The organism is Kutzneria sp. 744, assembly GCF_000568255.1.
Taxonomy (GTDB): Bacteria; Actinomycetota; Actinomycetes; order Mycobacteriales; family Pseudonocardiaceae; genus Kutzneria.
Genome location: NZ_KK037166.1, coordinates 48,379 through 69,618, shown reverse-complemented (window position 1 = coordinate 69,618; position 21,240 = coordinate 48,379). Strand labels below are relative to the sequence as shown.

25 protein-coding genes are annotated in these 21,240 nt (G+C 70.3%); 19 read left to right on the top strand and 6 right to left on the bottom strand.

The window, feature by feature from the left end:
• The 3 genes from KUTG_RS60405 to KUTG_RS00310 all read right to left on the bottom strand — a co-directional run.
• The coding region (locus KUTG_RS60405) for a VOC family protein (protein WP_052393601.1) at positions 1 to 633 on the bottom strand (633 nt) is incomplete at its 3' end.
• Positions 634 to 658: 25 nt separating this feature from the next.
• Entirely contained in the window at positions 659 to 2,677 is a 2,019-nt protein-coding gene (locus KUTG_RS00315; protein ID WP_043727760.1) for a putative bifunctional diguanylate cyclase/phosphodiesterase, read from the bottom strand.
• Positions 2,678 to 2,743: 66 nt separating this feature from the next.
• Positions 2,744 to 3,091: a hypothetical protein gene (locus KUTG_RS00310; protein ID WP_043714079.1), complete on the bottom strand. Its 348-nt coding sequence runs from the start codon at positions 3,089 to 3,091 to the stop codon at positions 2,744 to 2,746.
• A gap of 69 nt (positions 3,092 to 3,160) precedes the next feature.
• Here KUTG_RS00310 and KUTG_RS00305 point away from each other — a divergent pair, with 69 nt between their 5' ends.
• Positions 3,161 to 3,943 carry a glycerophosphodiester phosphodiesterase gene (locus KUTG_RS00305; RefSeq protein WP_043714078.1) on the top strand — a complete coding sequence of 261 codons (783 nt, stop codon included), beginning with the start codon at positions 3,161 to 3,163 and terminating at the stop codon, positions 3,941 to 3,943.
• A 326-nt stretch (positions 3,944 to 4,269) separates the two neighbouring features.
• On the opposite strand, the gene KUTG_RS00300 is transcribed toward KUTG_RS00305, so the two are convergent.
• Positions 4,270 to 4,929, bottom strand: coding sequence for a transglycosylase family protein (locus KUTG_RS00300; RefSeq protein ID WP_052396497.1), 660 nt, complete (start codon positions 4,927 to 4,929; stop codon positions 4,270 to 4,272).
• 117 nt (positions 4,930 to 5,046) lie between these two features.
• On the opposite strand from KUTG_RS00300, the gene KUTG_RS00295 reads away from it, so the two are divergent.
• The 18 genes from KUTG_RS00295 to KUTG_RS00210 all read left to right on the top strand — a co-directional run bounded on the left by KUTG_RS00295 (position 5,047) and on the right by KUTG_RS00210 (position 19,750).
• Positions 5,047 to 6,405: an MFS transporter gene (locus KUTG_RS00295; RefSeq protein WP_043714077.1), complete on the top strand. Its 1,359-nt coding sequence runs from the start codon at positions 5,047 to 5,049 to the stop codon at positions 6,403 to 6,405.
• Positions 6,406 to 6,515: 110 nt separating this feature from the next.
• On the top strand, positions 6,516 to 7,121 hold the full coding sequence (locus tag KUTG_RS00290; protein WP_043714076.1) for a D-sedoheptulose-7-phosphate isomerase: 606 nt from the start codon (positions 6,516 to 6,518) through the stop codon (positions 7,119 to 7,121).
• Positions 7,118 to 7,348, top strand: a complete 231-nt coding sequence (locus KUTG_RS00285; protein WP_043714075.1) for a HypC/HybG/HupF family hydrogenase formation chaperone — start codon at positions 7,118 to 7,120, stop codon at positions 7,346 to 7,348. The genes KUTG_RS00290 and KUTG_RS00285 overlap by 4 nt, the downstream gene beginning before the upstream one ends.
• The gene (locus tag KUTG_RS00280; RefSeq protein ID WP_043714073.1) at positions 7,348 to 8,001 is read left to right on the top strand and encodes a D-sedoheptulose-7-phosphate isomerase; all 654 of its coding nucleotides are present in this window, start codon (positions 7,348 to 7,350) and stop codon (positions 7,999 to 8,001) included. Before KUTG_RS00285 ends, KUTG_RS00280 begins: the two co-directional genes overlap by 1 nt.
• Entirely contained in the window at positions 7,998 to 9,041 is a 1,044-nt protein-coding gene (locus tag KUTG_RS00275) for an NADH-quinone oxidoreductase subunit B family protein (protein ID WP_043714072.1), read from the top strand. Before KUTG_RS00280 ends, KUTG_RS00275 begins: the two co-directional genes overlap by 4 nt.
• Before the next feature lie 13 nt (positions 9,042 to 9,054).
• On the top strand, positions 9,055 to 10,824 hold the full coding sequence (locus KUTG_RS00270; protein ID WP_043714068.1) for a nickel-dependent hydrogenase large subunit: 1,770 nt from the start codon (positions 9,055 to 9,057) through the stop codon (positions 10,822 to 10,824).
• Positions 10,825 to 10,827: 3 nt separating this feature from the next.
• Complete coding sequence (locus KUTG_RS00265; RefSeq protein WP_043714065.1) at positions 10,828 to 11,661, top strand: NifU family protein; 834 nt, start codon at positions 10,828 to 10,830, stop codon at positions 11,659 to 11,661.
• Positions 11,662 to 11,720: 59 nt separating this feature from the next.
• The gene (locus tag KUTG_RS00260) at positions 11,721 to 12,254 is read left to right on the top strand and encodes a DUF5947 family protein (protein ID WP_157494148.1); all 534 of its coding nucleotides are present in this window, start codon (positions 11,721 to 11,723) and stop codon (positions 12,252 to 12,254) included.
• The gene (locus KUTG_RS00255) at positions 12,247 to 12,879 is read left to right on the top strand and encodes a DUF6084 family protein (RefSeq protein WP_043714061.1); all 633 of its coding nucleotides are present in this window, start codon (positions 12,247 to 12,249) and stop codon (positions 12,877 to 12,879) included. Before KUTG_RS00260 ends, KUTG_RS00255 begins: the two co-directional genes overlap by 8 nt.
• Positions 12,876 to 14,129, top strand: a complete 1,254-nt coding sequence (locus tag KUTG_RS00250) for a hypothetical protein (RefSeq protein ID WP_043714054.1) — start codon at positions 12,876 to 12,878, stop codon at positions 14,127 to 14,129. The genes KUTG_RS00255 and KUTG_RS00250 overlap by 4 nt, the downstream gene beginning before the upstream one ends.
• A 73-nt stretch (positions 14,130 to 14,202) precedes the next feature.
• Positions 14,203 to 14,709: a hydrogenase maturation protease gene (locus tag KUTG_RS00245; RefSeq protein WP_052393597.1), complete on the top strand. Its 507-nt coding sequence runs from the start codon at positions 14,203 to 14,205 to the stop codon at positions 14,707 to 14,709.
• Positions 14,687 to 14,962, top strand: a complete 276-nt coding sequence (locus KUTG_RS00240) for a HypC/HybG/HupF family hydrogenase formation chaperone (protein WP_043714052.1) — start codon at positions 14,687 to 14,689, stop codon at positions 14,960 to 14,962. Before KUTG_RS00245 ends, KUTG_RS00240 begins: the two co-directional genes overlap by 23 nt.
• Before the next feature lie 3 nt (positions 14,963 to 14,965).
• Positions 14,966 to 16,093, top strand: coding sequence for a hydrogenase formation protein HypD (gene hypD / locus KUTG_RS00235; RefSeq protein ID WP_043714049.1), 1,128 nt, complete (start codon positions 14,966 to 14,968; stop codon positions 16,091 to 16,093).
• Positions 16,090 to 17,163, top strand: coding sequence for a hydrogenase expression/formation protein HypE (gene hypE, locus KUTG_RS00230; protein ID WP_043714033.1), 1,074 nt, complete (start codon positions 16,090 to 16,092; stop codon positions 17,161 to 17,163). The genes hypD and hypE overlap by 4 nt, the downstream gene beginning before the upstream one ends.
• Positions 17,164 to 17,166: 3 nt before the next feature.
• The gene (locus KUTG_RS00225; RefSeq protein WP_043714032.1) at positions 17,167 to 17,520 is read left to right on the top strand and encodes a hydrogenase maturation nickel metallochaperone HypA/HybF; all 354 of its coding nucleotides are present in this window, start codon (positions 17,167 to 17,169) and stop codon (positions 17,518 to 17,520) included.
• A complete protein-coding gene (hypB, locus tag KUTG_RS00220) occupies positions 17,498 to 18,178 on the top strand; it encodes a hydrogenase nickel incorporation protein HypB (protein ID WP_043714031.1) in 681 nt (226 codons plus the stop codon). Before KUTG_RS00225 ends, hypB begins: the two co-directional genes overlap by 23 nt.
• 43 nt (positions 18,179 to 18,221) lie before the next feature.
• Positions 18,222 to 18,818: a hypothetical protein gene (locus KUTG_RS00215; protein WP_198046931.1), complete on the top strand. Its 597-nt coding sequence runs from the start codon at positions 18,222 to 18,224 to the stop codon at positions 18,816 to 18,818.
• On the top strand, positions 18,815 to 19,750 hold the full coding sequence (locus KUTG_RS00210; protein WP_052393595.1) for a protein kinase family protein: 936 nt from the start codon (positions 18,815 to 18,817) through the stop codon (positions 19,748 to 19,750). Before KUTG_RS00215 ends, KUTG_RS00210 begins: the two co-directional genes overlap by 4 nt.
• 12 nt (positions 19,751 to 19,762) lie before the next feature.
• Here the strand turns inward: KUTG_RS00210 and KUTG_RS00205 are convergent, their stop codons facing one another.
• Together KUTG_RS00205 and KUTG_RS00200 are read right to left on the bottom strand one after the other, a co-directional pair.
• A complete protein-coding gene (locus KUTG_RS00205) occupies positions 19,763 to 20,335 on the bottom strand; it encodes a hypothetical protein (RefSeq protein WP_157494146.1) in 573 nt (190 codons plus the stop codon).
• A gap of 160 nt (positions 20,336 to 20,495) precedes the next feature.
• A complete protein-coding gene (locus tag KUTG_RS00200) occupies positions 20,496 to 21,110 on the bottom strand; it encodes a PP2C family protein-serine/threonine phosphatase (RefSeq protein WP_043714025.1) in 615 nt (204 codons plus the stop codon).
• Positions 21,111 to 21,240: the final 130 nt, after the last annotated feature.

The following is a 21,240-nucleotide window of genomic DNA, read 5'->3' as shown; positions in this document are numbered from 1 at the left end:
GTCGGCGACGGCGGCGATGACGCCGGCGGGGGCCTCGCGAGGCTCGATCAACAGGGTCGCGCCGCCGGCGACGGCGGTTTCGGTGACCAGGGTGATGTCGGTGGCGGCGAGGTAGCACATCCAGGAGGCGCCGACGCCCGCGGCGGTGGCCTCGTCGACGAGCAGCCGGCCGGCGACGGCACGGGCCCCGGCGTCGTCGGGGGCGTCGAACAGGGCGAAGGGCTTGACGTCGGTGTCGGCCCGCAGGGTCCAGCCCAGCTGCGCGGCCCAGTAGTCGTCGGTGGTGTCGGCGGTCACGAGTTCGAGCCAGCAGGGTTCGCCGTGGCGGGGCGGCGGGGCCCACGGTCCGTGGCGGACGCGCCCGGGGTCGAGGGTGGCGGTGACGCCGGCGGGGTCGGCCAGCAGCGCGGTGGGCCGGCCGCCGAGGACGGGGTGCCAGCCCGGGGTCTCCCAGTCGGCGGGTCTTCGGATCAGGGCGGCCAGCCGGTCGCCGACCCAGCATCTCAGGGTGCCGTCGTCGGCCGGCATGACGATCCAGCCGAACAGGCTCCGGTAGTGCTCGGCCGACCCGGCCGGGTCGTTGCTGCGCAGCTCGACACGGCGCAGCCCCTTGACGGGGACGTCCTCGGGCACGAGGGGTTTCCTTCTCTGGCGGAGGTCAGGAACGCCCATCCTCGGCCGCCGGCAGCTCGCCGTACAAGGCCCCATCCGGCCGCTTCAGCACGCTGCCCAGCGGTTTCGGCTTGCCGAGGTGGAAGCCCTGGCCGACCGAGACGCCGAGCTTGGACAGCACCTCCACCTGCGCGGGCCGCTCCACCCACTCGGCCACGACGGACAGGTCGAAGCCGCGGGCGATCTCCAGGATGCCGGAGACCAGCACGGCGTCGCGGGTGCCGGAGTCGATGCCGCGCACGAACTCGCCGTCGATCTTGAGGCCGGTGATGGGCAGGTGCTTGAGGTGCACGAAGGAGCCGAAGCCGGCGCCGAAGTCGTCCAGGGCGATGCGGCAGCCGGTGGCGCGGACCTGGTGGGCGAGGCTGCGGGCGGCGTCGAGGTTGGTGACGGCCGCGGTCTCGGTGATCTCGAAGCCGAGACGGCCGGGGGCCACGCCGGAGGAGGCGAGGCGGTCCAGCACGAAGTCGGCGAAGTCCTCGTCCTCCAGGGTTCGCCCGGAGACGTTGACGTCGAAGCGCAGGTTGGGGTCGGGGTGGGCGACGAGGGTGTCGATGGCCTTGCCGAACACCCAGCGGTCGATCTCCAGTACGAGGTCGCTGCGTTCGGCGGCCGGCAGGAAGTCGGCCGGCCCGAGCAGCGGCAACTGGCCGTCCTCCAGGCGCAGCAGCAGCTCGTAGCCCAGGGTGCGGCCCGAGGACAGGGCGACGATGGGCATGGCGTGCAGGGCCAGGTCGCCGTGTTCGAGGGCCTTGCGCAGGCGGTCCTGCACGGAGACGCGCTTGGCGGTGTCGGCGTAGTGGCCAGGGTCGTAGACCGTGACGCGGTTGCGGCCGGCGTTCTTGGACGCGTACAGGGCGAGGTCGGCGTTGGCCAGCACGGCTTCCCAGCCTTCGCCGGAGGTGAAGCCGGCGACGCCGGTGCTGACGGTCATCCGGGTGGTCGCTCCCCCGGCCACCAGCGGCAGCCCGGCGACGGCGTCGCGCAGGCGGGCGGCGACCTCGGAGGCGTCCTGCTCCTCGCAGCCGGGCAGCACGACCGCGAACTCGTCGCCGCCGAGACGGCCGAGCAGCTGGCCGGGTTCGAGGCGTTCGCGCAGCGCGGCGGCCATGGTGCGCATGAGCCGGTCGCCGACGGCGTGCCCGCGCAGGTCGTTGACGTCCTTGAAGTTGTCCAGGTCGAGCAGCAGCAGGGAGCCGGTGCCGCCCGCGGCCAGCTGCCGCTCCAGCTCACGGGTGAGCGCGCGGCGGTTGGGCAGGCCGGTGAGGGGGTCCTCCTCGGCCAGCTGGCGCAGCTCGTCCTGGAGGCGGCGGTCCTGGGTGACGTCGTGGCAGGTGCCCATCATGCGCACCGGCGTGCCGTCCTCGTCGCAGATGACCTCGCCGAAGCACTCGAAGAAGCGCTCGTTGTCGACGCCGACGAGCATGCGGTGGGAGAAGGTGAAGCGGTCTCCGTTGGCGCGGGCGACGGCGAGGCTGGTCGCGATCATCTCCCGGTCGTCGGCGTGCACCTTGCCCATGTAGCCGGCGAAGTCCAGCTCGGTGCCGGGCTCCAGGCCGAACATCTCCAGCAGGGCGTCCGACCACAGCACGCGGTCGGTGGTGATGTCCCACTCCCAGTTGCCCATACGGCCCAGCACCTGGGCGCGGCGCAGCGCGTTGGCCTGCTGGGTGGCCTCCAGCTCGCGGTCGCGCCACGAGGTGATGTCCATGATCCGGTAGAGCAGCTCGTCGCCGCCGGGCAGCGCGGTGCAGCTGATCTCCAGCCAGCGGTGCTCGTCGCCCTCCAGCCCGGCGGCCTGCACGACCATGCCGGGATCGGGGCCCTCGGGCGCGCCCGGCAGCAGCGCCGGCAACGACCGGCCCAGCGCCTGGTCGGCGGGCACGCCGATGAGCGTGCCCAGAGCCGGGTTCGCCCAGTTCAGTTTGCCGTGCAGGTCCGTGACCCCGAACCCGACGTCCGCCCAGCGCAGGACGTGGTTGTGCACGGCGCCGTGGTCCGCCACCAGCTCCTCCTTGCCACCCGGCGCCATAGTTGTCGGTTCACCGGCCACTGGGCAAGCCCGAGCCGGTCACCGGAGGCGTTCCAACCCGGTGGCGGTGCCCAGCAGTGCCCGCGCCATCGAGTGCAGTTCGTCCGGTTCAGCCCCGTCGGCCACCGCGGTGGCGATGTCCTCGGCGGCGCACCGGAGCTGGAACAGCCTGTCCTGGAGGTTGGCCAGCTCCGTGCTGGACAGCACCACCGCGTCCTCGGGCAGCCCGCCGCGTTGCACGGCGCTGCGGCGCTCGTAGGCGCGCTGCCGGCAGGTCTGGGCGCAGTACTGGCGGCGACGCCCGAACTGGCCGTCCGCGGGCAGCCGTTGGCCGCACCACGCGCAGTGCCGCGTCGCCTCCCGTCGCCGGGTGCTGGTGACCTCCATGGGCGGCGAGGTTATCCGTTCATCTCGCAGTGATCGAAAGCGCCACGCCGCTGGGGCAGACTGCGCACTGTGCAGAGTGGACATCCGTACCTGGCCGACGGGCCGTATCCGCGCGCTTTGGCCCACCGTGGCTGGCATCTCGGCGACCTGTCCGGCATGGAGAACTCGCTGAGCTCGTTCCGGCAGGCGATCGCCGAGGGCTTCCGGTACATCGAGACCGACGTGCAGGCCACCACGGATGGGGTGGTCGTCGTGCAGCACGACGACGTGCTGGATCGCACCACCGACCGGCAGGGTGTGATCAACCAGCTCCCGTGGTCGGAGGTGGGAAAGGCGCTGGTCGGCGGGCGGGAGGCGATCCCGACGCTGGAGGCCGTGCTGGAGGAGCTGCCGACGGCGCTGCTCAACGTGGACGTGAAGGCCGACAACGCGGCCGGTCCGGTGCTGCGGGTGCTGGAGCGGTGCAACGCCTGGGACCGGGTGTGCCTGGCGTCGTTCTCCGACGCGCGGCTGTCCCGGCTGCGCGAGGTGGCCGGGCCGAGGCTGATCACCTCGATGGGGCCGCTGACGGTCGGCGCGCTGTGGGCGTCGGGTCGGTGGCCGTGGCTGGGCACGGGGCGGTTCGTGGCCGGTCAGATGGCGCAGGTCCCCGTGAAGCAGGGGCCGTTGCGGGTGGTGGATCACCGGTTCGTCGGCCGCGCGCACAAGATGGGCCTGGAGGTCCACGTGTGGACCGTGGACACCGAGTCCGAGATGCGGGAGTTGTTGGACCTCGGTGTGGACGGCCTCGTCACCGACCGGCCGGACCTGCTCCGTGACGTTCTGCAATCACGGGGCGCCTGGCCCGCCTAGGTCCTGATGCAGGGAAGGACGCAAGGCTAAAAGAGTGTTCGCTTTTTACGACGCGGCAGTCTCGCGAAACCTGTTGGAATTGGTTGTCGGCGCGGACGGCGGTTATCGACATGATCTATTAGAAATCATACGCTCCGTGATTTAAGCATAGTCAGATCGAGCATACTGAGAGTAGTGACTGCACCCCGGATTAGTGCACCGTATCCGGCTGCATTGGCGGTATGCGATCGATCGAGTGTAGTCCACATCCTATACCACGGACGGTCGGTAGCGTAATGAACGGCTTGGAATGGATACGAGCGAGTCTGACCTTGTAGCGGGTGCGATTACCGGGGAAGAACGAGTCCCTGCATAACGGGGTGGTCACCGAGAGTGGTGAAACGAAAAGGCGGGTTGCCCAGCCACGCGGCGTTCCAAGTGAGGCGGCCCAGCTGCCCGGGGGTGATGGCGTTGGCGCCCTGGAGGTCGCGGACGGCCTGGCGGGTGGCGCCGTCGTAGCAGCCGGGGGTGCCGAACAGGTAGCCGAAGGCGGCCATGCGCTGCTGCCAGGTGGCCAGTGCGGGGGCGCAGTCGCCGGCCAGGAACACCTTGCCGGGCCAGATGGGCACGGCGATGTAGGCGGCGTCGGCGGTGGTGGGCGCGCGGCGGGAGGCGGCGTCGGTGTCGGGGACGAGCCCGAGTTTGTCGCCGCATTCCCACGGCTGCCAGCCGCGCATGCGGTACAGGTACAGGGCCCGGTAGTCCTGCTCGGCGGGAGTGGCCTGGCTGGGCAGGCCCGTGCCGCCGACGCTGGCCCAGGTGGGCAGGTCGAACTGGTAGGCGCCGTAGTACTTCCCGTCCGCGGACACGGCGGTGTAGGAGTCGGAGGACTCGCACAGCCGCAGTCGGGCCCAGTCCTGCTTGCTCGGATCGGCCGCGGCCGATCCGGCGGACAGGACCGCGAACACGGCCAGCAGTGCCGCGGTGACCAGCGGCGATCGGGTGATCACGGACCGACGGTAGGTCCGCCGCGGTGCAGTCACAACTTGGTGACCCGCATGGCTGACGGCCCATGATCACCGATACCGTTCGGCACCACCCGACGACGACGCCGGAAGGCAGCGATGACTGAGGCCACGACTGGGGCTGCCGGCGCGCCGGCGATCAAGCGGCTGCGTTTCGGCTGGTACAGCTACGGCTGGGCGGCCCAGGTGTTCGAGACGACGGTGCTCGCGGTGTTCATGAGCCGCTACCTGCCGTCGGTGGCCGAGCACGCGGTGGGCGAGAACGGCCGGCTGCACGTGCTGGGCATCCCGATCGCGCCGGCGTCGCTGTTCACCTACACGGTGTCGCTGGGCTCGGTGCTGCTGATCGTGCTGATGCCGATCGTCGGGGCCTTCGCCGACCGGACCGGCCGCAAGCGGCAGCTGCTGTTCGGTTTCGCCTACATCGGCGCGATCGCCTGCGTGGCGATGGTGTTCGTCGGGCTCACGGACTGGGTCCTGGGCTCGGTGCTGTTCATGGTGGCGTTTCTGACCTACAAGTGCGCGCGGGTGGTCTACAACTCGCTGCTGCCGGACCTGGCCGGGCCCGACGAGCGGGACGCGGTGTCCTCGGTCGGCTGGGCCGTGGGCTATCTGGGCGGCGGCTCGCTGCTGGCGCTCAACCTCGTCGCGTCGTTCCTGATCACCGACAAGTCCGAGCTGGCACGGCTGTCGCTGTGCAGCGCGGGTGTGTGGTGGGCGGCGTTCATGATCGTGCCGGCGGTGGTGCTGCGGAAGATGCCGATGTCGGCGGACAAGCACGCGCCGGCGGCCGGCTCGGCGATCACCGCGGGCTTCAAGGAGCTCGGCGACACGCTGCGGCATCTGCGGCTGTACCCGTGGACGCTGCTGTTCCTGCTGGCCTACCTCGTCTACTACGACGGCATCGCGACCACCACGACGCTGGCCGCCGACTACGGGCAGAACGAGCTCAAGCTGGACGACAACATCCTGCTCTCGGCCATCCTGCTGGTGCAGTTCGCCTCGTTCGGCGGGGCGCTGCTGCTGGGCAGGCTGGCGCAGCGGTGGGGCGCCAAGCGGGTGGTGGCCTGGTCGCTGGTGGTGTGGTCGGTGCTGATCACGCTGGCGTACTTCCTGCAGCCGCACCAGCCGGTGCAGTTCTACCTGCTGGCCATCGGGATCTCGCTGGTGCTGGGCGGCAGCCAGGCGCTGTCGCGGTCGATGTTCGCCAGCATGATCCCGACCGGCAAGGAGGCGGAGTACTTCAGCCTGTTCGAGATCTCCAGCTCGGGGACCTCGGCGCTGGGCCCGCTGCTGTTCGGGCTGGTGCTGCAGAACACCGGCAGCTACCGGTCGGCGATCTTCTCGCTGATCGCGTTCTTCGTCATCGGGTTGGTGCTGTTGCTGCTGGTCAACGTGCGCAAGGCGATCGCCGCGGCGGGCAACGACGTGCCGGGCACCCTGGAACAGAGCCGGTGATCACACGTTTCCATCAAAATCAACAGCTGGTTGTGTGATCTAGGCGACAGTTCTAGTGTGGGGACAGTTCTGTCCCGCACTACCTCCCACCACGAGGGAAGTGACCCCGCATGTCGCGGGCACCCGACGGCGCGAGTCCCCGCGCGCTGTTCGACCGTCGCACCGCCCCCATCGACGACCTGGCCGGGCACGCCGAGGAAGTTGCCCGCGCTTGTCACGCCATGGCCGTGCGCTTCCACCGCGGCGGCAAGCTCGTGGTCTTCGGCAACGGCGGCTGCTCCACCGACGCCCAGCACGTCGCCGTGGAGTTCGTGCACCCGGTGATCGTCGGCAAGCGGGCCCTGCCGGCGGTCTCGCTGACCTCGGACGTGGCGACACTGACCGCGGTCGGCCTGGACGAGGCGTTCGCCCATCAGATCCGGTTCCTGGCCGAGCCCGCCGATATCGCGCTCGCGCTGTCGGTCGACGGCAACTGCCCCAACATCCTGCGTGGCCTGGAGCAGGCCCGCGCCGTGGGCATGCTGACCGTGGCGCTGGTCGGCGGGAACGGCGGCCGGATCGTGGCCGAGCGGGCCGCCGAGCACATGCTGGTGGCCCGCTCGGACGACCCGCGGGTGATCAAGGAGGTGCACGTCACCGCGTACCACGTGCTGTGGGAGCTGGTGCACGTGTTCTTCGAGCAGCCAGGAGTGCTGGAGCCGGCGATGTTGCGATGACCACCGGATCGGGTGACTTACCTCGGTGCACTGATAACAGCTGCATCACCTGTGGCGACACCGCGGTCGAGGTGACCGTGGTCGAGCTGCTGGCCGACGACCTGGCCGTCGTGGAGACGGGTTCGGGGCGGGAAGAGGTCAGCGTCGCCCTGGTGGACGCCCACATCGGCGCGACCGTGCTGGTGCACGCCGGCGAGGCGATCGCCGTCATCGAGGAAGGGTCCTGATGACCGACGTCGAGGCGCTCTACCCGTTCCTGTACGCCGACAAGGTCGACCTGGAGGCGGTGCTGGCCCAGGTCAGCGCGTCCACGGTGGCCAAGGCGCGGGAGATCACCGAGCTGCGGGCCCGGGTGCTGGCCGCCGACGGCGACCGGATGGCCCGGTGCGCGGCGGAGATGGCCGAGCGGTTCGCGGCCGGCGGGCGGCTGCTGTCGTTCGGCAACGGCGGCTCCTCCACCGACGCCCAGGAGGTCGCCGCCCTGTTTCTGTCCCCCGGCGGCGGGCTGCGGCCGCTGCCGGCGCTGTGCCTGACCAACGACATCGCCGTGGTGACGGCGCTGTCCAACGACATCGGCTTCGACGTGGTGTTCGCCCGGCAGCTCGCGGCGCTGTCGCGGCCGGGCGACATCGCGGTGGGGCTGTCGACCAGCGGCAACTCGGCCAATCTGCTGGCCGCCTTCGACGAGGCGGGCCGGCGCGGGCTGCTCACGGTCGGCATCGCCGGCTACGACGGCGGGCGGATGGCCGAGCTGGACACCATCGACCACCTGTTCACCGTGCCGTCGGCCTCCGTGCACCGCGTGCAGGAGGCCCAGACCACCATCTACCACGCGCTGTGGGAACTCGTTCTCGACCGGCTCAGGGGTGATGACCAGTGAGCACCACCGAAGAACAGCCCATCCATATCCTGTGGATCAACGCCGGTCTGAGCTGCGACGGGGACTCCGTCGCGCTGACCGCGGCGACGCAGCCCAGCATCGAGGAGATCGTGCTCGGCGCCCTACCGGGGCTGCCCAAGATCGCCGTGCACTGGCCGCTGATCGACTTCGAGTGCGGCCCGGAGCAGGGCGCCGACAACTTCATCGACTGGTTCCACAAGGCCGACGCGGGCGAGCTGGAGCCGTTCGTGCTCGTGGTGGAGGGGTCGATCCCCAACGAGTCGATCAAGTCGGAGGGCTACTGGTGCGGGTTCGGCAACGACCCGGCCACCGGCCAGCCGATCACCACCAGCGAGTGGCTGGACCGCTTGGCGCCCAAGGCGTTGGCCGTGCTGGCCGTGGGCACGTGCGCGGCCTACGGCGGGATCCACGCGATGGCCGGCAACCCGACCGGAGCCATGGGCGTGCCCGACTACCTGGGCTGGGACTGGACGTCCAAGGCCGGCATCCCGATCGTGTGCGTGCCGGGCTGCCCGATCCACCCGGACAACCTGTCCGAGACGATCCTGTACCTGCTGTACCTGGCCGCGGGACAGGCGCCGATGATCCCGCTGGACGAGCAGCTGCGCCCGCAGTGGCTGTTCGGCGCGACCGTGCACGAGGGCTGCGACCGGGCTGGCTACTACGAGCAGGGCCAGTTCGCCGACGAGTACGGCTCCCCCCAGTGCCTGGTCAAGATCGGGTGCTGGGGCCCGGTGGTCAAGTGCAACGTGCCCAAGCGCGGCTGGATCAACGGCATCGGCGGCTGCCCCAACGTGGGCGGCATCTGCATCGGCTGCACCATGCCAGGCTTCCCCGACCAGTTCATGCCGTTCATGGACGAGCCGCCCGGCGCGCGGGTGTCGGCCGCGGCCAGCGGCGCGTACGGGTCGGTGATCCGGCGGCTGCGCGGCATCACGCTGCGCAAGGCCAACCGCGAGCCCAAGTGGCGCACGAAGGGCAAGGAGCTCCACACCGGCTACACCAAGTCCTGGTCGTAGGGAGGCCCCGGCGATGACCACCTCGAAGAACGACCTCGTCGAGATGTCGTGGGACCCGATCACCCGGATCGTGGGCAGCCTGGGCATCTACACGAAGATCGATTGGCCGGCCAAGCGCGTCGTGGAGTGCCACTCCACCTCGTCGGTGTTCCGCGGCTACAGCATCTTCATGAAGGGCAAGGACCCGCGCGACGCGCACTTCATCACCAGCCGCATCTGCGGGATCTGCGGCGACAACCACGCCACCTGCTCGGTCTACACCCAGAACATGGCCTACGGCGTGCGGCCGCCGCACCTGGGCGAGTGGATCATCAACCTGGGCGAGGCCGCCGAGTACATGTTCGACCACAACATCTTCCAGGAGAACCTGGTCGGCGTGGACTACTGCGAGCGCATGGTCCGCGAGACCAATCCGGGCGTGCTGGAGCTGGCCAACCGCACCGAGTGCCCGCACGCCGCCGAGCACGGCTACCGCACCATCGGCGACATCATGCGCTCGCTCAACCCGCTGGAGGGCGAGTTCTACCGCGAGGCGTTACAGGTGTCCCGGTCCACGCGGGAGATGTTCTGCCTGATGGAAGGCCGGCACGTGCACCCGTCCACGCTGTACCCGGGCGGGGTCGGCACCGTGGCCACGGTGCAGCTGTTCACCGACTACCTGACCCGGCTGATGCGGTACGTGGAGTTCATGAAGCGGGTCGTGCCGATGCACGACGACCTGTTCGACTTCTTCTACGAGGCGCTGCCCGGCTACGAGGAGGTCGGCCGCCGCCGGGTCCTGCTGGGCTGCTGGGGGTCGCTCAACGACCCGAACTACTGCGACTTCAGCTACCGGAACATGGCCGACTGGGGCCGCAAGATGTTCGTCACGCCCGGAATCGTGGTCGACGGCAAGCTGGTCACGACCAGCCTGGTCGACATCAACCTGGGCATCCGGATCCTGCTCGGCTCCTCGTTCTACGAGGACTGGGAAGACCAGGAGATGTTCGTGACGGCCGATCCGCTGGGCAACCCGGTGGACCGCCGGCACCCGTGGAACCAGCACACCATCCCCCGCCCGGCCAAGCGGGACTTCGACAACAAGTACTCGTGGACGATGTCGCCGCGCTGGTTCGACGGCAAGGACCACCTGGCGCTGGACACCGGCGGCGGCCCGATCGCCCGGCTGTGGGTCACGGCGCTGGCCGACATGGTGCACACCCCGTACGTCAACGCGACCGGGCACTCGGTGCGCATCGACCTGCCGCGCACCGCAACGAAGCCGGCGGCCAGCTTCGAGTGGAAGATTCCACAGTGGAGCAACGCCCTGGAGCGCAACCGGGCCCGCACCTACTTCCAGGCCTACGCCGCCGGCATGGCGCTGCACTTCGTGGAGCAGGCGCTGGGTGAGATCCGAGGTGGCAACACCAAGACATGGGAGAAGTTCACCGTGCCGGACGAGGCGATCTCCTGCGGCTTCACCGAGGCGGTGCGGGGCGTGCTGTCGCACCACATGGTCATCCGCGGCGGCAAGATCGCCAACTACCACCCGTACCCGCCCACACCGTGGAACGGCAGCGTGCGGGACTCCTTCGGCACGGCCGGCCCGTACGAGGACGCCGTGCAGAACACGCCGATCTTCGAGGAGAACACCCAGGAGAACTTCAAGGGCATCGACATCATGCGGGCGGTGCGCAGCTTCGACCCATGCCTGCCGTGCGGGGTCCACATGAACCTGTCCACCGGCAAGGTGATCGAGAAGCTGCACACCCCGCACGCCTTCGGCTCCGCCCTCGGGGAGTGACGGGTGGCTTCCGCCGGTGAGGTGGGCGACCGCGTCGAGCGGCTGCTGGCCGAGTTCGAGGCGCTCGCCGACCCGACGCTCGCCGCCCGCGCGGAGGAGCTGGTCCGCACAGTCGTCGAGTTCTACGGCACGGCGCTGGAGCGGATCGTGGAGCTGACGCCGGAGCCGGCGTTGGAGCGCCTGGCCGCCGACCAGATCGTCGCCGGGGTGCTGGTGGTGCACGACCTGCACCCGCACAGCCTGGAGCAGCGGGTGCAGCGCGCCCTGGACGGGGTGCGGCCCTACCTGGGGTCGCACTCGGGCGACGTGAGCTTCGTGGAGATCACCGACGAGGGCGTGTTGCGGCTGGCCCTGGGCGGCAGCTGCGACGGCTGCCCGTCCTCGACGGTGACCGTGAAGCTGGCGATCGAGCAGGCCATCGAGCACGCGGCCCCGGAGATCGTGCGCATCGACGTCGAAGGCGTGGTGCCGTTGGAGACCGGGCCCGGCGGACGGCCGCTGCTGCCTCTGGTCACGGCGGAGAAGGCGTCGTGGGTGGAGCTGGGCGAGGCCGACATGGTCGCGCCCGGGGCCGTCTCCTCGGCGCGGGTGCGGGATGCGGCGACGGTGGTGTGCAACGCCGGCGGGACCCTGTACGCGTACCGGGACCGGTGCGCGGCGTGTCAAGAGGCGTTGTCCGGTGGGCACTTCGACGGCCGGCTGTTGTCGTGTCCGTCATGCGGAGCGAGCTACGACGTGGTGGCGGCGGGCCGGGCGGTCAACGGGAACGGGCACCTGGACCCGCTGCCGCTGCTGGCCTCGGACGACGGCACGATCCGGGTCGCGGTCTCGACATGACTTCCGGCCTACGACGCTTCGCGCGGCGCCCTCCGGTGGATCCGGAGGAGCGCTGCGAGATGTGCGCGCGCCCCATCGAGCATGAGCACTCGCACGTGGTCAACGTGGAGTCGCGGGCCATCCTGTGCGCGTGCCGGCCGTGCTATCTGCTGTTCACGCACGCCAGCGCCGGCAAGCACCGCGCCGTCCCCGAGCGGTACGTGCACATGCCGGACCTGGTCGGCGGCCGGGCGTGGTGGGAGACGGCGGGCATCCCGGTGCGGATGGCGTTCGTGTTCACCAACTCCGAGCTGGGCGCACCGGCGGCGTTCTACCCGAGCCCGGCCGGCGCGACGGAATCCCTGCTGGCCCTGGACTCCTGGACCCAGCTCATGGCGGACAACCCGGTGCTGGCCGATCTGGCGCCGGACGTGGAGGCGCTGCTGATCAACGTGGAGGGCGAGACGTTCGAGGGGTTCCTGGTGCCGATCGACGCCTGCTACCGGCTGGTCGGGCTGGTGCGGCTGAACTGGAAGGGCTTCGACGGCGGCACCGAGGCGTGGCGGGAGATCGACGGGTTCTTCGCCGAGCTGCGGGGGCGAGGCCGTGGCTGAGCTCGCGTTCGAGTGCCTGGACGTGCACCCGCTGCGCTACGGCGTGGGCCCGGCGCTGGTGTTCCGGCTGCACATCGCCGAGGTCAACGCGGCCGACGTGCACGCCATCGCGCTGCGGGTGCAGATCCGCATCGAGCCCCAGCTGCGGCACTACGCCGAGCACGAGGCGGAGCTGCTGACCTCCCTGTTCGGGGACCGGTCGCGGTGGGGCGAGACGCTCAAGCCGATGCAGTTCACCACCGCCTCCGTGATGGTCCCCAGCTTCACCGGTGCTGCCGAGGTGGACCTGGAGGTGCCGTGCACGTACGACCTGGAGGTGGCGGCCGGCAAGTACTTCCACGCCCTGGACGACGGCGTCGTGCCCCTGGTGCTGCTGTTCTCCGGGACCGTGTTCGCCAAGGGAGACAAGGGTTTCTGGGTGCACCCGATCCCCTGGCATCAGCAGGCGTCGTACCGGATGCCGGTGACAGTGTGGCGGGAGCTGATGGACGCCTATTTCCCGCACGGGGCGTGGATCCGGCTCGACCGCGACACCGTGGACGCGATGCTGCGGTACAAGGCGGCCAATGCCATCCCCACCTGGGACGACGCGATCCGGGCCCTGTTGAAGGAGGCGTCGCCGTGAGCCTGGAGCAGGCGCGGGCGGTCGCGGATGCCGTCCTGTACGAGGGGTATCTGCTGTACCCGTACCGGGCGTCGGCGGTGAAGAACCAGCTGCGCTGGCAGTTCGGGGTGCTCATGCCGGCTTCCTACGCGGACGAGCCGTCGAACTGCGTCACGCAGCTGCTGGTGGAGCCGTCGCTGCACAGCTCCCTGCACCTGCGGCTGCGGTTCCTCCAGGTCCAGGCCCGAAGCGTGCTCGTCGACGGCGTGGAGGTGCCGTCGACGATGGTCGGCGACACGGAGTGGACCAGCTGGGACGAGGCCGTGGAGCAGGAGGTCGACGCCGTGCTGCGGTTCGCCGACCTGCTGGCCGGGGACAACACCGTGCCGTTCACGGTCGACGGCGGTTCGCTGGAGGAGCAGCCCTCGCCGCAGGTTCGGGTGGTGCGGTGCCGGTGGCCGCTGTCCGGGGAGCTGCGGGTGCGGGCCGACGCGCTGCCGGGACCGTATGGGGCGTCACGGCTTTCCATCACCGTGGCGAATGTCTCCGGCGCGGAGTCCTGCGGCCGTGACGAGGCGCTGCGGCACGCGATGATCGCCGCGCACACGGTGATGTCGGTGTCCCCCGGGCGTTTCGTGTCGATGGTGGACCCGCCGGAGTGGGCCAAGCGCGCCGTCGAGGAGTGCCGCTGCGAGCGGACGTGGCCGGTGCTGGTCGGCGACGCCGGCACGGTGCTGTCCTCGCCGATCATCCTCTACGACTACCCGTCGATCGCGCAGGAGAGCGCCGGGGAGCTGTTCGACGGGCTGGAGATCGACGAGATCCTCACCCTGCGCACGATGGCGTTGACCGACGAGGAGAAGCGCGAGGCCCGTGCCACCGACCCCCGAGCCGCCCGCATCGTCGACCGGGTGGACTCGATGCCGCCGGAGTTGCTGGATCGCCTGCACGGCACCATCCGCTACCTGCGCTCGGTGACCGGCGAGCAGCCGTGGTGGGACCCGGGCGCCGACACGACCGTGGATCCCGACACCGACAGTGTGATCGTCGACGGTGTGCGGGTGGCTCGGGGCTCTCGGGTGCGGCTGCGTCCTGGGCAGCGCCGGGCCGACGCCCAGGACATGTTCCTGCAGGGGCGGGAGGCCACCGTGCAGGCCGTGCTGCACGACGTGGACGGCGAGCTGCACGTGGCCGTGACGATCGACGGCGACCTCGACCCCGACTACGGGCGGTTCCGGTACTTCTCGGCCGAGGAGGTGCAGCCCCTGTGAGTGAGCTTGCGAGCGAACCATTCAACGCTGCGAGCCGGCTCAGCGAGCCGCCGAGCGTCAGCGAGGTGGCACGGTGAGTGAGCTTGCGAGCGAACCGTCCAACACAGCGAGTGTGTTGATCGCGGGCGTGGGCAACATCTTCCTCGGGGACGACGGCTTCGGCGTCGAGGTGGCGCGCCGACTGTCCACTGTGGAGCTACCGGCCGGGGTGGAGGTCCGCGACTACGGCGTGTCCGGCATGCACCTGGCGTTCGACCTGGTCGACGGCTACGACACCACCATCCTCGTCGACGCCACCTCCCGCGGCGACGCCCCCGGCACGGTGTACGTGGTGGAGCTGGATCCCGTGACCGAGCCCGCCCCCTCGGTCGACGCCCATGGCATGCAGCCAGACCTGGTGATGGGGCTGCTGGCGATGCTCGGCGGCCATTGCCCGCGGGTGCTGCTGGTGGGCTGCGAGCCGGCCAGCGTGACCGACCACATCGGACTGTCCCCGCTGGTCGCGGCGGCCGTGGACGCGGCCGTGCGGACGGTGCTCGAACTCGTGGAGGTGTGTGATGTGCCTGGGCATTCCCGGTGAGGTCATCGAGATCCTCGCCGACCGGCCCGACCTGGCCAAGGTGGACGTCTCCGGCGTGAAGCGGGCCATCAACATCGGCCTGCTGGAGGGCGAGGACCTCGCCCCGGGCGACTGGGTGCTCATCCACGTCGGCTTCGCGCTGTCCAAGATCGACGAGGCCGAGGCGCGGGCGGCGATGGAGTTCTTGGAGTCCATCGGCAAGGCCTACGAGGACGAGATGGCCGCGCTGGCCGCCTCCCGGATCGAGGAGTGAGCCGTGCGTTTCGTCGACGAGTTCCGCGACGCCGACAAGGCGAGGGCGCTGGCGTCGAAGATCGCCGGGCTGTGTGAGCCGGGGCGGCGCTACAAGTTCATGGAGGTCTGCGGCGGCCACACCCACACCATCTACAAGCACGGGCTGGAGGACTACCTGCCCGAGCAGGTGCAGCTCGTGCACGGGCCGGGCTGCCCGGTGTGCGTGATCCCGATGGGCCGGGTCGACGACGCCATCCACATCGCCCGGCAGCCGGACGTGCTGATGACCTCGTTCGGGGACATGATGCGGGTGCCCGGCAGCGGCGGAAACTTCTTCGACTCCAACGCCGAGGGCACCAACATCCGCATGGTGTACTCGCCGCTGGACTCGTTGAAGCTGGCCCGGCAGAACCCGGACCGGCAGGTGGTGTTCATGGCAATCGGGTTCGAGACCACCGCCCCGTCCACCGCCATGACCCTGCTGCGGGCGGCCGGCGAGGGGTTGGACAACTTCTCGGTGTTCTGCAACCACGTGACGATCATTCCGGCCATCAAGGCCATCCTGGACTCCCCCGACCTGCGGCTGGACGGCTTCATCGGGCCCGGCCACGTGTCCACGGTGATCGGCTGCCGCCCGTACGAGTTCATCGCCGCCTCGTACGGGAAACCGGTGGTGGTGGCCGGGTTCGAGCCGCTGGACATCCTCCAGTCGATCTACATGTTGATGGTGCAGCTGCACGAGGGCCGCTCCGAGGTGGAGAACCAGTACTCGCGGGTCGTGCCGTGGGCGGGCAATCCGGTGGCGCTGCGGGTGATCAACCAGACCATGCAGCTGCGGCCCTACTTCGAATGGCGGGGCCTGGGCTTCATCTCCCACTCGGCGCTGCGTGTCCGGGACGAGTACGCCGCCTTCGACGCCGAGGCGCGCTTCGAGGTGCCGGGGCTGCGGGTCGCCGACCCCAAGGCCTGCCAGTGCGGCGAAGTGCTCAAGGGCGTCCTGAAGCCGTGGGAGTGCAAGGTGTTCGGCACCGCCTGCACGCCGGAGACGCCCATCGGCACGTGCATGGTCTCTCCCGAGGGCGCCTGCGCCGCCTACTACAACTTCGGCCGGTTCAGCCGCAAGCGGGTGCAGGAGGTGAGCATCGGATGATCGACCGCGAACGGCAGGTGCTGGACCGGATCGAGCGGCAGCGGCGGCGGCCGGCCAAGGTGCGGGAGGAGCGGATCACCCTGTCGCACGGCTCCGGCGGCAAGGCCACCCACACGCTGATCGAGGCCGTGTTCCTGAACGCCTTCAGCAACCCGCTGCTGGCGCCGCTGGAGGACGCAGCCCGGCTCCAGGTCGGAGATGCTCGGTTGGCGTTGACCACGGATTCGTACGTGGTGTCGCCGCTGTTCTTCCCGGGCGGGGACATCGGGGACCTCGCGGTGAACGGGACCGTGAACGACCTGGCCGTGTCCGGTGCTACGCCGCTGTACCTGACCTGCGGCTTCATTCTGGAGGAGGGCTTTCCGATCGCCGACCTGACCCGGATCGTGGCCTCGATGCGGGCGGCGGCGGACCGGGCCGGCGTCATGATCGTCACCGGCGACACCAAAGTCGTGCAGCGGGGCAAGGCCGACGGCTGCTATATCAACACGGCCGGCGTCGGAATCATCGAAGGCTCCGGTTCGCTAGGTGTTTCCGCAGTTCAGCCCGGAGATGCGATCTTGGTTTCCGGGCCGATCGGCGAGCACGGGGTGACGATCATGCTGGCCCGCGGCGAGCTGGACATCGAGGCCGACCTGGTGTCCGACACGGCCCCGTTGAACGGCCTGGTCGCCGAGCTGCTGGCGTCCTGTAGCGGCGTGCACGCGATGCGGGACGCCACTCGGGGCGGGGTGGCGACGATCCTCAATGAGATCGCCACCGACGCGCAGGTGTCGGTGATCGTCGACGAGAACGCCATTCCGGTGCGGGCCGAGGTGCGGGGGGCCAGCGAGCTGTTGGGCATCGATCCCCTGTACGTGGCCTGCGAGGGGCGTCTCGTCGCTGCCGTCGCCGCTGATCAGGCTTCGACGGCGTTGGCGGCCATGCGGGCGCATCCGTTGGGGGCGCAGTCGGCCGTGATCGGGCGGGTCGAGGCCGATCAGCCGGGCATGGTGCTGCTCAACACCGCGTTCGGCGGGACTCGGATCGTGGACATGCTGGTCGGCGATCCTCTGCCGCGGATCTGTTGACCCATGCATGAGCTGTCGCTGACCGAGGGCATCGTCTCGACGATCACTGCCCGGCTGGGTGATCGCCGGGTGGTGATGGTGCGGTTGGAGATCGGGAAGCTGGCCGGGGTCGTGGTGGATTCGGTGCGGTTCTGCTTCGACGTCGTGGTGGCCGGGACGTCGGTCGAGGGCGCCCGGCTGGAGATCGTGGAGCCGGGCGGCCGGGCGCTGTGCCGTGACTGCGGCGCGGAGTTCCTCACCGACGACCCGATCCTGTTGTGCCCGTGCGGGTCCAGCGACGTCGAGGTGCTGGCCGGCATGGAGCTGTTGATCAAGGCCGTGGAGGTGGAGCCCGATGTGCGCGACGTGCGGGTGTGACGATCACAGCCACGAGCAGGGTGGCGGGGTCGTGATCGACCTGGAGGAGCGGCTGCTGGCCCGCAACGACCACCTGGCCGGCCACATCCGGGACTGGCTGGCGTCGATCGGCGTGCGGTCCTACAACCTGATGAGCTCGCCCGGCTCCGGCAAGACCACTCTGCTCGAACGCACCGTCCGTGAGCTCGGGCTGCCGTGCTCGGTCATCGAGGGCGATCAGGAGACCACCTTCGACGCCGACCGCATCCAGGCCACCGGCGTGGCCGCCGTGCAGGTCAACACCGGCGCCGGCTGCCACCTCGACGCCGTCATGGTCCGCAAGGCCCTCGCCTCGCTCGACCCCGCTCCCGGTTCGGTGGTGTTCGTGGAGAACGTCGGCAACCTCGTCTGCCCCGCCCTGTTCGACCTCGGCGAGACCGGCCGGGTGGTGATCCTGTCCGTCACCGAGGGCGAGGACAAGCCTTTGAAGTACCCGCACCTGGTGCGGACCGGCGACGTCGTCCTGCTCAACAAGGTGGATCTGCTGCCGTACCTCGACTTCTCCCAGGACCGCTTCCTGCGGGCCCTGCGCCAGGTCAACCCGCATGCCCCGCTGCTGCCCGTCTCCGCCCGCACCGGCGAGGGGCTGGCCGACTGGTACGCCTGGCTGTCGCGCTGAAAACCGCGTGCTTCCGGTCCGGTCTTGATGTTGCATGCCCTGCATGGGCCCTTTGGACTTGTTGCGCCAGGCTGTGGCGTCGACCCGCGCTGTCACCGCCGACCGTCCCGCCACCGGCTTGTCCCACGACGACGCCGACGACGACGCCGGCACCATCGCCACCGACAGCGCCCGCAACTTCGACCCTTTCCTCTTGCTGCGGGCCTTCCACTCCTGCGGCGCCAGCGTGGCCGTCATCGGCCAGGTCGCCGGCATCCTGCACGGCTCCCGTGAACTCACCGGCGACCTCGACCTGCTCTGGTCCGGCTCCCCCGCCGAAGCTCCCGCCCTCGTCGAGGCCTTCTCCTCCGTGGGCGCTTGTCTGGTCGACGACGACCTCCGCCCCGTGCCCCTGGCCCTACCGGCCTTCTCGCTGCCCAAGGTCCAGTTCGAGTCCGCCCAGGCCAGCGGCGACCTCTGCACCCCCTCGCTGCCGTGGGGCTCCCTGCCCGTCGGCGACTTCCTCTCCCGGGCCCTCACCGTGTCCGATGTGGACGGTCTCGCCGTGCACTACCTGCGCCGCGAGGACCTCATCGCCATGCGCTGCGCCGTCGGCCGCCCCAAGGACCTCCGCCGCGCCGCCGAACTCGAACGACTGTGACCGTCGCCGTCGACCAGTGGCTGGCGGTCCGCCGACGACTCAACCAGTTCCGTGGACAGCTCTCCCGTGAGGCCGCGCGCCGCTACCCGCCGTCGTCGCTGACGCCGCTGTTGACCCTGTCGGCGCCGTCCGAGCCGGTGCCGGTAGATGATCTCCGGCTGTCGTGGGCTTCGTCGCCGGCGGTTTCCGTGCCGGCGCCAAACTTCCTGCCTGCCGGCTTTTCCTCCTACAGCACGGCGATCGGCGGGATCGACCGGCCCGCGCTGTTCGAGAACCGGCCCTGCTACCGGCTGCTGGGCATCTCCGGCCGGCACCTGACGTTCGGTCCCGGCCTGTACTTCGACAAGCTGGACACCGCCGAGGCGCTGGCTCACGAGTTCTGCGCCGGCGGCTCGGCGTTCCGGGACCGGCTCGGTGATCCGTTCGACCTCGCCGGTCGGTCGGTGATCCCCGACGTGCAGACCCTGTTGGTCAGCCGGGACGGCCGGTTCCTGGTGCAGTGGCGGGATCCGGCCAAGGTGGCGACCAACGGCGGCGTCCACGGCCTGGTGCCGACCGGGGAGTTCCAGCCATCGGGCCAGAACACGGTCGGCGACCTGGACCTGCGGCGGCTGGTCGCTCGTGAGTACGCGGAGGAGGTGCTCGGCGGGCCGGAGCTGGTCGATCCGCCGGCCTCGTGCTACGAGCCGTTCCGGGACGTGCCGCTGTCCTACCTGGGCATCGGCATGGATCCGCTGACGCTGGCCGCGAGCATCCTGACCATGGCGGTGGTCGACTCCCTTGACGACGCCGTGGACGTCAACGCCGAGGGGCGGGTCGTCCGTTCCGGGCTGCCTTTCACTCCCGAGGCGGTCGGCCGGTTCCTTCGGGAGGAGTCGGTCGCTCCCACGGCCGAAGCCACTCTCCGCCTGGGCGTGCGCCTATCCCAGTAGCTGAGCCGCTGGTCAGTCGAGTACGGCCGCTACCAGGCCGGCCAGCAGCAACACCGCCGCGGCGATGCCGGCCAGGATGAACAGGGCTTGGCCGTCGCCGTGGTCACCGTCCGCGGAGACGATGGAGGTCTCGACGGGGTCGTAGCGGACGGCGACGCGACTGCCCACCGGCCGGGGGTTGTCCGACTGTCCTTCGACGAGGGCCGGCGGGCCGGCGCCGCGGCAGGCCAGGCCGTACACGAACTCGTTGGTCGCGTCGCCAAGGCTCCTGAGTTCGAAGGAGGTGATCCGGCAGTCGGCGTCCCGGCCCCGCTCGTACAGCACGCGGTCGCGGACCCCGAACACGGCGCACCCCACCATGGCCAAGGTCGCGACGAGCATCAGCATCCCCGCCGGCCACCCGAAAAAGAACCCCTGCTGCACGAGGACGAACCCCACGATCGCCGCGAGGGCGACGACCACGCACCCGACGAACAGCGCGCTGCGGGCCTGGCCGTGATACGCCATCACCGTCCCGGCCACGACGGCGCCGATCAGGACGAGCTGGGGCGCGAGCCCGAGCAGGATCCGCAGGGGCAGGCTCACCACACCACCCCGGTGACCGGGACGGCGACGAGGGCGATCGGCAAGGTCGGCTCTCCCGACCGGTCATCCGGCCTGGGGCGGCGGCGCCGGCTCGTCGTCGATGATCGGAATCTCCTGGGTGTCCTCGACGGTGTTGCGGTACCAGTCGCTGCGCTTGTCGTCAGTCCTGGCCACTGGTGACTCCTCGGTGCAGTTCGGGGTGTGCCACGACGGCCACCGTCACATCATCACGGCTGCCGGCCTCCCGGGCGGCCATGATCAACCGATCGGCGCAACCCTGCGGCCCGTCGGCGTCGGCGATCACCGCGGCGAGGGCCTCCGCGCTCAGCCGCGCCGGGGCGGCCAGCCCGTCCGACGCCAGGATCAGCCATTCGCCGGTGACCTCCACGCCCTCCACACCGTGCACCGCGACCCTGGACAGGCTCTTGGTCAGCACGTTGTCCTTGGCCCGGGCCTCGTCCTCCGACCCGCCCTGCTGCCGCAGGCGTTCCCCCAGGGTGTGCGGGATGGTGGCCCGCCGCACCACGCCGTCCCGCACCGTCCACGCGGTCGAGTCCCCCACCCACGCCACGCGCCACTTCAGATCGGTGTGCGGCGACGCCACCACGATCGCCCCGGTGGGTTTCGGCATCTCCACCGAGGGGTCCTCGCACAACCCGGCCGCCGCCAGCACACCCCACACCGGCGTCCGCCGAGCCGCGGCCCGCGCCGCCACCGCAGCGGCCAGCGGGGCCAGCTCCGCCGCCTGCGGACTCCGTCCGGCCCCGTCGGCCAACCCACGGTCAGCCGCCCGTGGAGCAGCTCGGCCGACCCGCGTCCGTTCCGCTCCCGGTCCGGGCCCGTTTCCGTCGCCCAGCCCCCCCCCGGCGGGTCCGAAGAAATCATCGCGCAACAGTAGCGGCGAG

What these genes read in the sequence shown, in the direction of transcription:
- KUTG_RS00290 (WP_043714076.1), top strand. Translation starts at nt 6,516, where the DNA reads ATGTCGCGGGCACCCGACGGCGCGAGTCCCCGCGCGCTGTTCGACCGT.
- KUTG_RS00260 (WP_157494148.1), top strand. Translation starts at nt 11,721, where the DNA reads ATGTGCGCGCGCCCCATCGAGCATGAGCACTCGCACGTGGTCAACGTG.
- hypE (WP_043714033.1), top strand. Translation starts at nt 16,090, where the DNA reads ATGATCGACCGCGAACGGCAGGTGCTGGACCGGATCGAGCGGCAGCGG.
- KUTG_RS00295 (WP_043714077.1), top strand. Translation starts at nt 5,047, where the DNA reads ATGACTGAGGCCACGACTGGGGCTGCCGGCGCGCCGGCGATCAAGCGG.
- KUTG_RS00225 (WP_043714032.1), top strand. Translation starts at nt 17,167, where the DNA reads ATGCATGAGCTGTCGCTGACCGAGGGCATCGTCTCGACGATCACTGCC.
- KUTG_RS00240 (WP_043714052.1), top strand. Translation starts at nt 14,687, where the DNA reads ATGTGCCTGGGCATTCCCGGTGAGGTCATCGAGATCCTCGCCGACCGG.
- KUTG_RS00215 (WP_198046931.1), top strand. Translation starts at nt 18,222, where the DNA reads ATGGGCCCTTTGGACTTGTTGCGCCAGGCTGTGGCGTCGACCCGCGCT.
- KUTG_RS00270 (WP_043714068.1), top strand. Translation starts at nt 9,055, where the DNA reads ATGACCACCTCGAAGAACGACCTCGTCGAGATGTCGTGGGACCCGATC.
- hypB (WP_043714031.1), top strand. Translation starts at nt 17,498, where the DNA reads ATGTGCGCGACGTGCGGGTGTGACGATCACAGCCACGAGCAGGGTGGC.
- KUTG_RS00280 (WP_043714073.1), top strand. Translation starts at nt 7,348, where the DNA reads ATGACCGACGTCGAGGCGCTCTACCCGTTCCTGTACGCCGACAAGGTC.
- KUTG_RS00285 (WP_043714075.1), top strand. Translation starts at nt 7,118, where the DNA reads ATGACCACCGGATCGGGTGACTTACCTCGGTGCACTGATAACAGCTGC.
- KUTG_RS00310 (WP_043714079.1), bottom strand. Translation starts at nt 3,091, where the DNA reads ATGGAGGTCACCAGCACCCGGCGACGGGAGGCGACGCGGCACTGCGCG.